Genomic DNA, 13,626 nt, shown 5'->3' with positions numbered 1-13,626 from the left:
CCCTTCATGAAGCTTCTGCACATCGACTCCAGCATCTCGGGCGCCGAGTCGGCCAGCCGCCGGATCTCGGCCGCCGTCGTCGCCCGTTTCAGGGATGAGCACCCCGGCCTGGAGATCACGTACCGCGATGTCGCCGCCGAGCCGCTGCCGCACCACTCGGAGGCCATCCTGAAGCTCAAGTCGGCCTCGGCGGCGCGGGGCGCCGACGACGGCTCGGGCGCCGATTCCGGGTCCGTCTCCGGCACCGACCTCGACGCGGGTGCCCGCGCCCTGGGTGAACTGAGCAAGCTCGACGAGGCGTTGGAGGAGTTCCTGGCCGCCGAGGTCGTCGTGATCGGCGCCCCGATGTACAACTTCGGCATACCCAGCCAGCTCAAGGCGTGGATCGACGCCCTGGCCGTGTTCGGCAAGACCTTCCACTACACCCAGGACGGCCCCGAGGGACTGGCGGGCGCCAAGCGCGTCATCGTCGCCTCCTCGCGCGGCGGTGAGTACGTGGCGGACACCCCGACGGCGTCGTTCGACCACCAGGAGACCTACCTCACCAGCTTCTTCGCCTTCCTCGGGGTGCGGAACCTCGAATTCGTCCGCGCCCAGGGCATCAACTACGGCCCCGAGCAGCGCAAGCAGGCGATCGACGCGGCGCTGGCCGAGGCCGTCGCGCTCAAGGCCGCCTGAGGCGCGCCTCCCGGAGCCGGAACGCGGCGCAGACGGCCACCGCCAGGGCCTCGCACCCGGCAGCCGTCAGCAGCGCGCCCGGCAGCGACCACGCGGCGACCGGTCCGGTGAGGGCGGCCCCGACGGCGAACCCGGTGATCTTGAGGCTGGCGCCCGTGGTGAAGATCTGGCCCCGCAGCCGGTCGGGCGCCTCCCGGTGACGTATCGCGAAGAGGGCGGTGAGCTGCGGGCCTTCCCCGATGCCGACCAGTACCAGCGCGGCCGGAACGAGAGCGGGCCGGCCCGTCGCCGCGAGGAGCAGGCCGAGGGACGCGGTGGCACTGCCGAGCCACAGGACGGTGTCCGGCGCGAGCCCCTGAAGGGAAGCGGCGCGGGTGAGGGCCGCGTTGGCGACGAGGGCGGAGGCGGCGACGACGGCGAGCAGCAGCGCGCCCCGGTCGGCCGCACCGAAGGCCCGTTCGCCGAGCAGGGGGCAGCAGGCGATCAGCATGCCCCTGCCCACGCCCGAGACGACGGACGCCGCCGTCGCGCGGGCCAGCGGCCGGGCGCGGACGAGGGCGCGGAACCCGGCGGCGAGTTCGGTGCCGAGGCCGACGGCCACCGGGACGAGGGAGGTACGGGGGACGGGAGAGGAAGCAGGGGAGGGAAGCGCCAGCGCCGACGGCAGGGCGGCGCAGATCAGCCCGGTGGACACGATCACCCCGACCCGCGCCCCGTAGAGGCCCGCGACCGCGCCCGCCAGCGCGGGCCCCGTCAGACTCGCGAGGTTGAAGGTCATCGCGTCGAACGCGGTCGCGCGCCGCAGCCCCTCCAGCGGTACCAGGCGCGGCAGTTGCGAGGTCCATCCCCCGGACAGGGCCGGGCTCAGGAGTCCGGCGACCACCGCGACGAGGACGGCCAGATGGACCGGCACGCGGCTCAGCCCCAGCAGGACCAGGATGACGCCGAGCCCCGCCGCGTACAGGGCGAGCGCCCCGCCCAGCAGCCGCCCCGGCGCGGCCGACCGGTCGAGGAGGACGCCGAAGAGCGGTCCGCCGACGGCCGCCGAGATCATGACCCCGGCCAGCAGCGTCGACGCCGTCGCCGCGGATCCGGTGGCCGCGAGCGCGGCCAGCAGCAGGGCCGGGCCCGACATCTCGTCTCCGGTACGGGCCGCCGTGGCACCGCCGACGTACACCCGTAGCGCGTAACGCTGTTTCATGCGGAGCACGTTACGTATGTAACGCAAAGGTTCACCAGGTGCGTTACATTCGCCGGATGGAGCCGTCTCTTCCGCCCGCCCCCGCCCCCGACCCTGACTTCGACCCCGACCCCGGCCTCGCCCGCGACCCCGGCCACCGTCCCGCCGACCGGTCCGCCCGGCTGTCGGTACGGTCCGCCGCGCACCGGACCGTCGCCCTGGTCAACGCCCTGACCCTGTACGGGAGTCACGCAACCGGCGAGGACGACGGCAAGGCCGACAGCAAGGCCGACAGCGAGGGCCCCGCCCCGCTCCCCGCCCCGGACACCGTCGCCGGGGTCCTGCTCGCCCACGGGGAGCCCGGCCCCGTACAACTCTCCGCGGACGACATCGCGGAGATGCGTACGGCGGCGCTGCTCCTGCGCGAGGTCTTCGCCGCGCCCGACGTGGACACCGCCGCGGCCGGCCTGAACCGTCTCCTCCGGCGGAGCACCGGCACCGTACGCCTCACCTCGCACAACGGCCTCACGGACTGGCATCCGCACCTGGACAGCGATGACGAGGCGCCGTGGGGGGAGTGGCTGCTCGCCTCGTCCTGCCTCGCCCTGACGGTGCTGATCTGGGACCACCAGCGCCCGCCGGGCGGCCTCTGCGCGTCGCCGAGCTGCCGGAACGTCTTCCTCACACAGGGCGGCGGACCGGCCCGCCGCTACTGCTCACGGCGGTGCGCGACCCGCGAGAGGGTGGCCGCGCACCGCCGCGACGCGCACCGCCGCGCCGCCCGACCCGCCTGACCGTCCGAACCGCCTGACCGCCCGAACCCAGCCCCTCAGACGTGGAGTTCGGGCGGGAAACCGGTCCAGCGCAGCTCGGCGGGCAGGTGCCCCATGTCGTTCGTGCAGAGCACGGACGGCGGCCGGCCCGGCGCGTAACGGATCACCGTCAGCGCGGCGTTGGCGAAGTTGAGGCCCATCCAGCGCCACGCGGGCGCGTCGAGGGCGGCGCGGACCAGCCATCCGATGAGGAAGCTGTGGGTGACGACCAGCTCGTGGCGAGGCGTGTCCCCGGCCACCGGCCCGGTGAACTCCGCCTGCGCCTCGCGCGCCAGAGCGGCGCCGGCCCGGGCCTCCTCCTCCGTCACCCCAGCGAGGAAGGCGAGCATGGCGTCGGCGGAGTCCGGCGGCAGCTCCTCCCGCCGCGGCAGGTGCGGGACGTAGTCCCCGGCCGCGTCCGACACGCGCCGCGGCACGCCGTCGAGCTGTCCGGCGAGCAGCGTGGCCGTCTCCTCGGCCCGGGCGAGCGGACCGTGGTGCACCGCCGACAGCGGTACGCTCCGCAGCCGTTGGCCGAGAAGTACGGCCTGGCGGCGGCCGTCCCCGGTCAGCGCGGTCTCGTCCGCCGACGCCTCGCCGTGCCGGGCGAGATGGAGAAAACGGGGGGCGGTGCTCATCATCGTCTGTGCCTCTCACTTCATCTGGGCCACGACGACTCGCCGCCTGGTACGGCGAGTTGCCCCGGCCACTCTCCCGGATGGGGAGCCACGCCGCGACGGTCCTGGCGATCTCGCCCGCCAGGATCTGGACGCCGAGTCCCCTGCCCGCGTGGTCGGGGCCTACGCGTGGGGCCGCCGGCCCGGTTCCACGCAGCGACGGGGCTGGGGTCAGCGCGGGGCGGTCGCGGGTTCGACGACGCGGCCCTGGGCGTCCGCGCGGAGGGTGGCGGAGCCGCGGGAGTCCGTGACGGTGACGCGGATGACCAGGGCGCCGGTCTTCGCGTCGTGGCCGATGTCGATGCGCCAGGAGCCGTCGTCACCGGCGCCGGAGGTGGTGCGCGCCTCGCGGACCAGGGCGGGGAGGCGTTCGTACGGGAGGGAGCGCAGCGCGAAAGACGGCTCACCTCCACCCGTACCGCTGTCGGCGCCGTCCCCGACGCCCTCGGCCGCCATGCTGTGTTCCTCGATCCGGAACTCGGTGGCGGTGAGGACCCCCGCCATGGCCAGCGCGTCGACCGTGCGGCGCATCCCTCCGTCCCGCAGCATCGACTCGGTGGTCCGCGTGGTGCTCGTACGCGAGGAGAGGGAGGCCGAGGCGGAGACGGAGACCTCGGCACCCCCGGTTCCGCCGCCGGCCCCCTTCCCGCCGGCCCCGTGGTCCTCCCGGAACAGATCGGCGCGGAACAGCAGAACGATGACCGCCGCACCGAGGAGGATCGCGAGGAGGGAGGCCAGGCAGTACGTCCCCTCCCGGCTCGGGTTCTTGACGAGCGTGGACTCGGGGGCGGAGTCCATCGACGCCTCGGCGGCCCGCCGCGCCCACTCCTGGTCCGGCCGGGTCACGATCCTGACGTCCCACGGCTCGTTCGCGGGGTATTCGACGACCACGACGCGGCGCAGCGGATAGTCGGCGAGGTCGACGAGGTTGATCGACTGGGAGAACGCGACCCGGTAGGCGGGGCGGTCCTCCGCGGCGACCGTCAGGACGAAACTGACCGGGACGTCGGCCAGTTCACCGTTGGTCGCCCGCCGGCTCTCGATCATCGCGAGGGCCGTACGTTTCTCGGGCCTCGGAGTCCGTGCCCGCGCCCGGCGTCCCGAGAGGGCCGTGACCAGGACGACGAACAGGAAGAACCCGGCACCGGCGCCCCACAGCATGGCCTTCCCGATGATGATCCCGACCACCACGGACGCCACCGCCGCGCCGACCACGGCACCGGTCAGCAGACTGCCCAGCAGCGCGGCGGGCCCGATGCGGCGGGACTCGGTGGGCCCGCTGGTCTCTGTGATCGTCACAAAGGGCGATTGTCCCCCGGCCCGCCGGCCACCGGAAGCCCCCGCGACGGGCTTCGCGCACCGGACGGCCGCACGACCCGCTCCGTACACGCCCCGTCAGCGAGCGGCTCACGCGTCCGGGCCGTCAGAAGCCCCGTCCCGCTCCAGGCCGGCCATGAACCCTTCGTGCGCCGCGCGTTCAGACCTCCCGGTCAGGTGCCGACGTAGGCCGCGAGGTGTTCGCCGGTGAGGGTGGAGCGGGCGGTGACGAGGTCGGAGGGGGTGCCTTCGAAGACGATCCGGCCGCCGTCGTGGCCCGCGCCGGGGCCGAGGTCGATGATCCAGTCGGCGTGCGCCATGACCGCCTGGTGGTGTTCGACGACGATGACCGACTTGCCGGAGTCGACGAGCCGGTCGAGGAGGCCGAGCAGATGCTCGACGTCGGCGAGGTGGAGGCCGGTGGTCGGCTCGTCGAGGATGTAGACGCCGCCCTTCTCGGCCATGTGGGTGGCCAGTTTGAGCCGCTGCCGCTCGCCGCCGGAGAGCGTGGTGAGCGGCTGGCCGAGGCTGAGGTAGCCGAGCCCGACATCGGCGAGCCGGCCGAGGATGGCGTGCGCGGCCGGGGTGCGCGCCTCACCGGCGCCGAAGAACTCCTCGGCCTCGGTCACCGGCATCGCGAGCACCTCGCTGATGTCCCGGCCGCCGAGGTGGTGCTCCAGCACCGCCGCCTGGAACCGCTTCCCCTCGCACTCCTCGCAGGTCGTGGAGACGCCCGCCATCATCGCCAGGTCGGTGAAGATGACGCCGGCGCCGTTGCACTGGGGGCAGGCGCCCTCGGAGTTGGCGCTGAACAGCGCCGGCTTCACCCCGTTGGCCTTGGCGAACGCCTTGCGGATCGGGTCGAGCAGTCCGGTGTACGTCGCCGGGTTGCTCCGCCGCGACCCGCGGATCGCGCCCTGCCCGATCGACACCACGCCCGTGTCGGAGGGCCCCGTACCGTCGCTCCCCGCACCCTTGACCAGCGACCCGTGGACGAGCGAGCTCTTGCCGGAGCCGGCGACGCCCGTGACGACGACCAGCACCCCGAGCGGGATGTCGACGTCGACGTCCCGCAGGTTGTTCGCGGTCGCGCCGCGGATCTCCAGCGCGCCGGTGGGCTTGCGCACCGTCTCCTTCAGGACGGCCCGGTCGTCGAAATGGCGCCCGGTGAGGGTGCCGGCGGCCCGCAGCCCCTCGACGCCGCCCTCGAAGCAGATGGTGCCGCCCGCCGTACCGGCGCCGGGGCCGAGGTCGACGACATGGTCGGCGATCGCTATCGTCTCCGGCTTGTGCTCCACCACGAGCACCGTGTTCCCCTTGTCCCGCAGCCGCAGCAGCAGGCTGTTCATCCGCTGGATGTCGTGCGGGTGCAGGCCGCTGGTGGGCTCGTCGAAGACGTACGTGGTGTCCGTGAGCGAGGAGCCGAGGTGCCGGATCATCTTCACGCGCTGCGCCTCGCCGCCCGAGAGCGTGCCCGCCGGCCGGTCGAGGGAGAGATAGCCGAGGCCGATCTCCACGAACGAGTCCAGGGTCTCCCGCAGCGTCCCGAGCAGCGGTGCCACCGACGGCTCGTCGAGGTCGCGTACCCAGGCGGCCAGGTCGCTGATCTGCATCGAGCACGCGTCGGCGATGTTGATCCCGCCGATCCGTGACGACCGGGCCGCCTCGGCGAGCCGGGTGCCGTCGCACTCGGGGCAGGCGGTGAAGGTGACCGCCCGGTCCACGAACGCCCGGATGTGCGGCTGCATGGCCTCCCGGTCCTTGGCCAGGAACGACTTCTGGACCTTGAGGACCAGCCCCTCGTAGGTGAGGTTGATGCCATTGATCTTGATCTTGGTGGGCTCGCGGTGGAGGAAGTCCCGCATCTCGGCCGCGGTGTAGTCACGGATCGGCTTGTCCGGGTCGAAGAAACCCGACTCGATGAAGATCCGTACGGTCCAGTGGCCGTCCGTCTTGTAGCCGGGGACGGTGATCGCGCCCTCGGCGAGCGACTTGGAGTCGTCGAAGAGCTGGGCGAGATCGATGTCGGAGACCGTGCCCCTGCCGTCGCAGCGCGGACACATGCCGCCGGTGCGGTTGAAGGTCTGCTTCTCGGTCTTGCGGCCACCCCGCTCGACCGTGATCGTCCCGCTCGCCCGCACCGAGGGAACGTTGAAGGCGAACGCGTTGGGCGAGCCGATGTGCGGCTGCCCGAGCCGGCTGAAGAGGATGCGCAGCATCGCGTTGACATCGGTGGCGGTGCCGACGGTGGAACGGGGGTCGGCGCCCATCCGCTGCTGGTCGACGATGATCGCGGTCGTCAGCCCTTCGAGGACGTCGACCTCGGGCCGCGACAGCGTCGGCATGAAGCCCTGCACGAAGGCGCTGTACGTCTCGTTGATCATCCGCTGCGACTCCGCGGCGATCGTGCCGAACACCAGGGAGCTCTTGCCCGAGCCGGAGACACCGGTGAACACCGTCAGCCGGCGCTTGGGGATCTCGACGCTGACGTCCTTGAGGTTGTTCTCACGCGCGCCGTGCACGCGGATCAGCTCGTGACTGTCTGCGGCGTGCGGTCTGTCCGTCCTCATCGTGGTGCTCTCCATCTGTTGCGCGGGGTGTCGGTCACGGGCATCAGCCACGGGCATCGGTTACGCGAAGAACCGGTTGCGCGAAGCATCGGTCGCGCGGGCGGGTCCTCGCGACGCCGGTCGGCACCGCCCGGCCCGGACGCGGCGCGGGCGGACGGGGAGCCGGCGGTACGGGACGGCCGCCGCACGCGGTCCGCGGCCGACCGGTACGGCGGACACCGCGACCTGCTGGTCTGCCGTGCAGGGCGGTCCACCGGCGTGGCCACCAGCGGCGCGCCGCCGTACCCGTCGAAGAATAGCGGCACCGGATAACCGGGCGAACAGAGCTGATGGCGGTGCTAGCTGTAGTCGTCGGGGTGGTCCTGCATCCAGACATTGATCCGGTCGCGGACGCTGATCAGCTCTGTGCGGTGGGTCTCCAGGTTCTCCGTGGAGGTGTCGCCGTCGAGCGTCGTACGGAGGCCGGCGATCCACGTGAGGGGCTCCGGGAAGTGGGCCGGGCCCTTCGGGTCCGCCTTCATCGACGCGTCGAGGCCCATCACCTCTTCGTGGACCCGGCCCAGGAAGTTCGCGCACTCTCCCGAGCCCGGCGCGCAGGAGTCGTTGAGCGTGGCCTGGAGCCCGGCAAAGGCGTCACGGACCAGCTCGGGCCCCGGGGCCGCCGCAGCATCAGGGCCAACCGCGGTCTTCTCCCTCGCGGCCTCCACCGGTGCCGCGGCGGACGAGGAACGGGAGGTGTCCCGCGCCTCGGCGCCGCCGATGCTGTCGTCCGTGCCGCTGGAACAGGACAGCAGACTGGCCGCGAGGATCGCGCCGAGGATCGTTCTACGCCGTACACGTCGAAACTGCATGAGGCCCCCTGAGTGTGATCACGCGACTCTACTGTGAGTGGGGAGGGTCGGCGCGGAGGTTTCCGATACATCGAAAACAACTCTCACGCCCCTGACGTTGCTGAGATCGCTCAGAGCGTGAGCACAGGCCGGGTGGAGAAGTCCTCGCAGAGGCCTTCGCCGTCCGGTCCGTACACGAACTCGGCCATGAACGGGTTGCGGTTGGCGGTGGCCAGGGGCAGCCACGCCAGCATGTGGCCGTATCCCCCGCACTCCGACTCGCCGCCGTCCCCGCCGTGCACCGCGGTGACGTCGCTCGTCAGCTCCGTGCGGTAGGTGTCATGGGCGATGCGCAGGCCGAAGCCGCTCAGCCGCTGATGCGGGCCGGTGCTGTCCCCGTAGGGGGTGCGGTCGAGGGGGCAGTCGTCGCCCCACCGGAACAGCGTGTCCGTACCGGCTCCGCAGGCGTGCTCCCACTCGTCGGAGCTCGGCATCCGCAGGCCGCGAGCGGCGAGGACGGCCGGCATGCCGGCGGGCGGTTCGGTCAGATTCTCGTCCTCCACCGCCATGAGCACCGTGGCCAGGACGACGCTCCGGCGGGGGCTGAGCACCTGCGCGAGATGGGTCCGCAGGTCGGGACCGTGGCCAAAGCCTTGATCCAGGCTCTCCGCGTAGTCGGCGGCCTGCTCAGGCGTCGGCCGCCAGGTGTCGACGTCGAAGCCGAGTGTCACCGCGCCGCCGGGTATCAGGGCGAATTCCTGACCGTCCCTCTCGATCCGGACCCGGTGCAGTGAAGCACCGAGATGCTCAACGGTCTCCACGACGGTCACGCGACCGGCCACCCGGTCCGCCGCCTCCTGGGCGACGCGACGTGCGACAGACGGTTCGAAGGACCGCCACTGGTCGAGACCGAGATCAGCGAGAGACATGGACCGCAGTGTGGCACCCAGGTCTGACATCCCCTCCCACGGCCGACCGGAGATCGAAAAGCAGGCACTCGACATTCCATGCGTACACGGAGAATTCCCGGGTCACCGTCCTCCGTGACACGCTTCAGGCCTGAACCACCTTGTGGCCGAGCATCACGCTGTACTTGCCGTGCATGACGTCGAGCCGGTAAAGACGGGCGGGATACGCCAGCGTGTCCGCGAGAAGGTCGAAGCGCAGGAAGTTGCGGCCTCCGGGACCCATGTCGTGGGTGTGACGGGCCTCCTTGTCCGGGAACGCTTCGAAAATTCCGAAAACGGTCTTCGAGAAGCGCAACGCGAACCACGGGCCGGTACCCGGCTCGTCATCCACTCCGGCGTTGATGTCCTCAAGGAACTTCTTGAGCTCGCCTTCCTTGCCCGGCTTCGCCTCAAGATGAATGTAGTAAGCCTTGTGCCCAGGAGTGTCGTCTTCGCCGAGGACGACAAAACCCGGGTGCTCGGAATCGTCCGCGTCCAGATTCCGTGCCGGATCAGGTCCGGGAACAAGTTCGGCATCGTCGCTCATGACGATTCACTCCTCTCGGCACGCATGATTCGGAGTCCAAAGTACGACGGCCTCGCCGCCGGCGCACCCGCAGCCCTTCGCCCGAATCCTGGATCGGGGAACGGCCGCCGCAGTACTGAAAACATGAGCTGAAGATCGACGCGCTGTTTTCGCCCAGGGACCCGATGCGCGTGCCAAGAGGGACAACGGGATGGCGGCGTGCCGGGCGACCGCGGCGACGCCGGGGCGGCGTACCACTCCAGGGAGCGGAAGGAGCGCATCCGGCCGCCGGCCGACCCGCTCGCCTCCCTGAGCACATGCCCTGTCCGCGCGAGTCCGGCGTTTCCGGGCAGTGATTCGTACGCGGTCGCGCACGTCCGCTCAGAACACGCGGTCGCGACGGATGTGGTGCGGGATGAGGTCGAGGAAGGCGTGCAGCGCCCGCGTCGGCGGACGCGTCGCCGAGGCAACCACGCTGAGCGTCCAGGACAGACGCGCGTCCGCGAGGGGGACGGGACGCACCGCGTCCCCGGCCGCCTCCGCGAAGTCCGGGGGCAGCAGCGCTACGCCCAGACCGTGCGCCACGTACTCCGCGATCGTGGTGATGTCCGACACCTCGATCAGGACACGCCGGGACAGCTCCGCCCTCGTGAAGGCGTCGTCCACGATCTGGCGTTGCCCGAACCCTAGTGGCATGTCGATGAAGGGTTCCCCGGCAATGTCCCTCAGCCGCACGCTCTTCCGGAGAGCCAGTGGGTGACCGGCGGGAACCAGCGACTGGACGTCGTACCTCTTGACGGCCCTCACCCTGAGGTGCGCGTCCGCGATATCGGCTCCCACGAAGGCCACGTCGATGTGGCCTTCCTTCATTTTCTCGATCAGCCCGGAGGTCCCCCGCTGGGAGGTCTCGGCACGCAACCGGACCTCCGGATGGCGCCGGTGGAAGTCGCCCGCCAGTGCGGGCACGTCGATGACGGTCAGCCCGCTGAGAACGCCCACGGTGAGGCTGCCGCGCAGCCCCGTGGCGAGCGGCTCCACCGCGGCCCTGGCCCGGTCGAGTGCCTCGATCGCGGTACGCGCCTCGGGCAGGAACGCCGAACCGGCCTCCGTCAGCCTGACCGACCGAGTGGAGCGGACGAGCAGTTCGGCCCTCAGGTCCTGCTCCAGGGCCTTGATGCCGGCCGAGAGCGTGGACTGTGTGACGTGCAGTTGCTGGGCCGCCCGGGTGAAGTTCAGTTCCTCGGCGACGGCGATGAAGTACTCCAGCTTTTTCTGATCCACCGGACCCCATTCATCGATGTTCCCGATTGGATATTCGGAAACATTCGTTGGACACGATAGCCAGGCGGGGCGACCGTTGTCGTGCGGGCTACCGCCCCGTCCAGGAAAACGTCAGTGAATGAGGATGACCATGCGTGTACTGCCTTCCTTGAGGGCTTCGACATGACCATTCCCACCGCACCGCCTGGGTCAGGCCGCCGTCCTGCCGGGCCCGGCCCGCAGTCACCGGGACACTCCCGCCCGTCCGCGTCCCGCGGCGGTTCCCTGGCCGTCACGGCGGCCATCGCCGCCGGAATGGTCGTACCGGTACAGGCCCGGCTCAACGGCGAACTGAGCCATCGCCTCGATGACGGCATCGCCGCGGCGGCGATCAGCTTCTCGGGTGGATTCGTCCTGCTGTCCCTCCTCGCGGTCTTCTCCTCCGGGCTGCGTGGCGCGCTGCGCCGGCTGGCCGGGGCCGCCCGGGACGGCCGGCTTCCCCGCCGGTACCTGCTGGCCGGTGTACTCGGCGGCACGTTCGCGCTGGCCCAGTCCACCGCCGCGCTGGTCACCGGCATCGCCGTGTTCACCGTGTCGGCCATCGCCGGTCAGACCCTCGGCGGTCTGATCGTGGACGCCCGTGGCATCGGCGGCGGGCTGAGGCAACACCCGGGTGCCGCACGGCTCACGGGAGCGGCCGTCATCCTGGTGGCCGCCGTGGTGTCCGCGCTGCCCCGCTTCGCCGACACCCCCGCGCCCGCCGCCATCGTCCTGCCCGCCCTCGCCGCGCTCGCCGCCGGCTTCCTGCTCGGCGTGCAGCAGGCCCTGAACGGGGCGGCGACCGCCGCGTCGGGCTCGCCGCTCGCCGCGACCTGGCTCAACTTCTGCGTCGGAGCGGTGTTTCTCGTCGCCGCCTGGGGCGTGAAGACACTCGTCCAGGGAACGTCGGGGCATCCGCTGCCCACCAGTTGGTGGGTCTACCTCGGCGGACTGTGCGGCATGGTGTTCATCGGCGCCTCGGCGTTCCTCGTGCGCCGGATCGGTGTCCTGCTGCTGAGCATGGCCTCGATCGCGGGACAGCTCGCCAGTTCGATCGCCCTGGACTTCCTGGTCCCCTCCGGCGGTCGGTCCCCCTCCGTACTCACTGTCCTCGGCGCGCTGCTCACCTTCGCCGCCGTCCGGATCGCCTCCCGGCGCCCACGGGCACGACGGGGCAGCGATCCACGTCCGCTCCCGGACCGGAAGCGGACCTGACCCACCGTCCCTTTCTCCCCTGACCCACCGTCCCTTTCTCCACGGACAAGCGACACAGTGCCGCGCGCGGCACGAAAGGAACAAAAGGTGTCCCACGACCAGCCGCAGAACAAGGAACGCATCCTGATCAAGGGCGCGTACCTGATGACGCAGGACGACAAGCTCGGCAACTTCGTGGGCGACGTCCTCGTCGCCGACAGCAGGATCATCGGCATCGGCCGGGATCTGACCGACGGCCGGGCCCGGGTCGTCGACGGGACGGGGAACGCCGTGCTGCCCGGCTTCATCGACACCCACCGCCACAACTGGCAGGGGGCGCTGCGCAACCTGGGCCCCGCCTGGACCTACGAGGAGTACCGCGGTCAGGTGCAGATCGGCCTCGGCCGGCACTTCGAACCTCGGGATGTCCACGTCGGTAACCTGGCGGCGGACCTGATGTCCCTCGACTCCGGGGTGACGACCGTGCGGGACGAGTCCCACATCAGCAACAGCCCCGAGCATTCGGACGCGGCGATCGCGGCGCACTGGGAGTCGGGCATCCGCGCCGTCTTCGACCACGGCTGGCCGTCGACAGAGGCCGAGCAGTGGCAGTTCGGCAGCGACCGCACACATCCCGCCGACATCCGGCGCATCCGCGACGAGGTGCTGTCCGACGACTCGGCGCGGGTCACGCTGAACGCGATGCTCCGCGGACCGGAGCTGTCCACCCCCGACGTGTCCGAGCAGGACATCCGGCTCGCCCGGGAGCTCGGCCTGCGGATCAGCATGCACGTGGGCCTCGGCGAGTGGGGGGCCGAGCAGCAGGCCATCCGGCAGCTCGCCGAGACGGGGCTGCTGGCCTCCGACATGACGTTCATCCACTGCTGCACGTCGACCGACGAGGAGCTGCGGATGCTGGCCGCGCACGGGGCCACCGCGTCCGTGGCCGGCGCCCTGGAGGTCTTCATGCCGGGCCTCGGCCAGCCGGCCACCAACCGGCTGCTGGCCGCCGGTGTCCGCCCGAGCCTCAGCGTGGACACCGAGACGATCGTGAGCGGTGACATGTTCGGCGTCATGCGGGCAACGCTCGCCTACCAGCAGCTGATCCGCGCCGGCGCGGCCGGACCCATGGACCGGATCCCCGGCCTGCCGACCTTCGACGCCGCCGACCTGCTGTCCTTCGCGACCATCGAGGGCGCACGGGCCGCGGGGATCGACGACCGCACCGGCAGCCTGACCCCCGGCAAGGAGGCCGACCTGATCATGATCCGCCTCGACCACGCCAACATGCTGCCCGCCACGGACGTCGCCGCCACGATCGTCGCGGGCGGCCACGCCGGCAACGTCGACCTGGTCGTGGTGGCCGGTGACGTCCTCAAGGAGAACGGTGTACTGAAGGCCGGGGACGCCGTCTTCGACGAGGCCGCGGCTTCCCGTGACCGGCTGTTCCACGCCGCCGGCCTCCAGCTCCCCGCCTGAGCCGACCGGCCGGCCACAGGCGCGAACACGAACGCCGCCCGGCCTACGGACGCGCGTCACGGGGCGCGCCGGAAGCTGCTCCGATGCCTCCGGCACGTTCAAAGTCCGCCACCATCG

At 71.4% G+C, this 13,626-nt stretch carries 12 protein-coding genes; 4 read left to right on the top strand and 8 right to left on the bottom strand.

The genetic code is table 11. The annotated features are described in order from the left end of the window. Positions 1 to 6: 6 nt before the first annotated feature. Complete coding sequence (locus ACFXPL_RS28725; RefSeq protein WP_384925005.1) at positions 7 to 678, top strand: FMN-dependent NADH-azoreductase; 672 nt, start codon at positions 7 to 9, stop codon at positions 676 to 678. Here the strand turns inward: ACFXPL_RS28725 and ACFXPL_RS28720 are convergent. Continuing rightward, positions 665 to 1,879, bottom strand: a complete 1,215-nt coding sequence (locus ACFXPL_RS28720; RefSeq protein WP_384925003.1) for an MFS transporter — start codon at positions 1,877 to 1,879, stop codon at positions 665 to 667. The genes ACFXPL_RS28725 and ACFXPL_RS28720 overlap by 14 nt on opposite strands. Before the next feature lie 56 nt (positions 1,880 to 1,935). Between ACFXPL_RS28720 and ACFXPL_RS28715 the strand changes: the two genes are divergently transcribed. Continuing rightward, positions 1,936 to 2,652 carry a CGNR zinc finger domain-containing protein gene (locus ACFXPL_RS28715; RefSeq protein ID WP_384925001.1) on the top strand — a complete coding sequence of 239 codons (717 nt, stop codon included), beginning with the start codon at positions 1,936 to 1,938 and terminating at the stop codon, positions 2,650 to 2,652. Positions 2,653 to 2,687: 35 nt separating this feature from the next. Here the strand turns inward: ACFXPL_RS28715 and ACFXPL_RS28710 are convergent, their stop codons facing one another. From ACFXPL_RS28710 to ACFXPL_RS28680, 7 genes are all read right to left on the bottom strand, one after another. Then, positions 2,688 to 3,311: a histidine phosphatase family protein gene (locus ACFXPL_RS28710; RefSeq protein ID WP_384924999.1), complete on the bottom strand. Its 624-nt coding sequence runs from the start codon at positions 3,309 to 3,311 to the stop codon at positions 2,688 to 2,690. Positions 3,312 to 3,518: 207 nt separating this feature from the next. After that, entirely contained in the window at positions 3,519 to 4,646 is a 1,128-nt protein-coding gene (locus ACFXPL_RS28705) for a hypothetical protein (protein WP_384924997.1), read from the bottom strand. Positions 4,647 to 4,837: 191 nt separating this feature from the next. Further along, positions 4,838 to 7,234, bottom strand: a complete 2,397-nt coding sequence (locus ACFXPL_RS28700; RefSeq protein ID WP_384924995.1) for an ATP-binding cassette domain-containing protein — start codon at positions 7,232 to 7,234, stop codon at positions 4,838 to 4,840. 338 nt (positions 7,235 to 7,572) lie between these two features. After that, entirely contained in the window at positions 7,573 to 8,085 is a 513-nt protein-coding gene (locus tag ACFXPL_RS28695; RefSeq protein ID WP_384924993.1) for a hypothetical protein, read from the bottom strand. A gap of 110 nt (positions 8,086 to 8,195) precedes the next feature. Next, the gene (locus tag ACFXPL_RS28690) at positions 8,196 to 8,993 is read right to left on the bottom strand and encodes a hypothetical protein (protein WP_384924991.1); all 798 of its coding nucleotides are present in this window, start codon (positions 8,991 to 8,993) and stop codon (positions 8,196 to 8,198) included. Positions 8,994 to 9,117: 124 nt separating this feature from the next. Then, positions 9,118 to 9,558, bottom strand: coding sequence for a putative quinol monooxygenase (locus ACFXPL_RS28685; RefSeq protein ID WP_384924989.1), 441 nt, complete (start codon positions 9,556 to 9,558; stop codon positions 9,118 to 9,120). Between the two features lie 360 nt (positions 9,559 to 9,918). Next, positions 9,919 to 10,818, bottom strand: coding sequence for a LysR family transcriptional regulator (locus ACFXPL_RS28680; protein ID WP_384924987.1), 900 nt, complete (start codon positions 10,816 to 10,818; stop codon positions 9,919 to 9,921). Between the two features lie 162 nt (positions 10,819 to 10,980). Between ACFXPL_RS28680 and ACFXPL_RS28675 the strand changes: the two genes are divergently transcribed. Together ACFXPL_RS28675 and ACFXPL_RS28670 are read left to right on the top strand one after the other, a co-directional pair. Beyond that, a complete protein-coding gene (locus ACFXPL_RS28675) occupies positions 10,981 to 12,051 on the top strand; it encodes a DMT family transporter (RefSeq protein WP_384924985.1) in 1,071 nt (356 codons plus the stop codon). A gap of 87 nt (positions 12,052 to 12,138) precedes the next feature. Further along, complete coding sequence (locus ACFXPL_RS28670) at positions 12,139 to 13,509, top strand: amidohydrolase family protein (protein ID WP_384924983.1); 1,371 nt, start codon at positions 12,139 to 12,141, stop codon at positions 13,507 to 13,509. Positions 13,510 to 13,626 lie beyond the last annotated feature (117 nt).

It is taken from the genome of Streptomyces sp. NPDC059092, from assembly GCF_042756365.1.
Classification (GTDB): Bacteria; Actinomycetota; Actinomycetes; order Streptomycetales; family Streptomycetaceae; genus Streptomyces.
Note: the sequence above shows the minus strand (reverse complement) of the source record. Positions and strands in the feature narration are given on the sequence as shown.

Excerpts from the sequence above, each read along its gene's own strand:
- ACFXPL_RS28725 (WP_384925005.1), top strand. The coding sequence starts at position 7 with ATGAAGCTTCTGCACATCGACTCCAGCATCTCGGGCGCCGAGTCGGCC.
- ACFXPL_RS28720 (WP_384925003.1), bottom strand. The coding sequence starts at position 1,879 with ATGAAACAGCGTTACGCGCTACGGGTGTACGTCGGCGGTGCCACGGCG.
- ACFXPL_RS28715 (WP_384925001.1), top strand. The coding sequence starts at position 1,936 with ATGGAGCCGTCTCTTCCGCCCGCCCCCGCCCCCGACCCTGACTTCGAC.
- ACFXPL_RS28710 (WP_384924999.1), bottom strand. The coding sequence starts at position 3,311 with ATGATGAGCACCGCCCCCCGTTTTCTCCATCTCGCCCGGCACGGCGAG.
- ACFXPL_RS28700 (WP_384924995.1), bottom strand. The coding sequence starts at position 7,234 with ATGAGGACGGACAGACCGCACGCCGCAGACAGTCACGAGCTGATCCGC.
- ACFXPL_RS28695 (WP_384924993.1), bottom strand. The coding sequence starts at position 8,085 with ATGCAGTTTCGACGTGTACGGCGTAGAACGATCCTCGGCGCGATCCTC.
- ACFXPL_RS28690 (WP_384924991.1), bottom strand. The coding sequence starts at position 8,993 with ATGTCTCTCGCTGATCTCGGTCTCGACCAGTGGCGGTCCTTCGAACCG.
- ACFXPL_RS28685 (WP_384924989.1), bottom strand. The coding sequence starts at position 9,558 with ATGAGCGACGATGCCGAACTTGTTCCCGGACCTGATCCGGCACGGAAT.
- ACFXPL_RS28675 (WP_384924985.1), top strand. The coding sequence starts at position 10,981 with ATGACCATTCCCACCGCACCGCCTGGGTCAGGCCGCCGTCCTGCCGGG.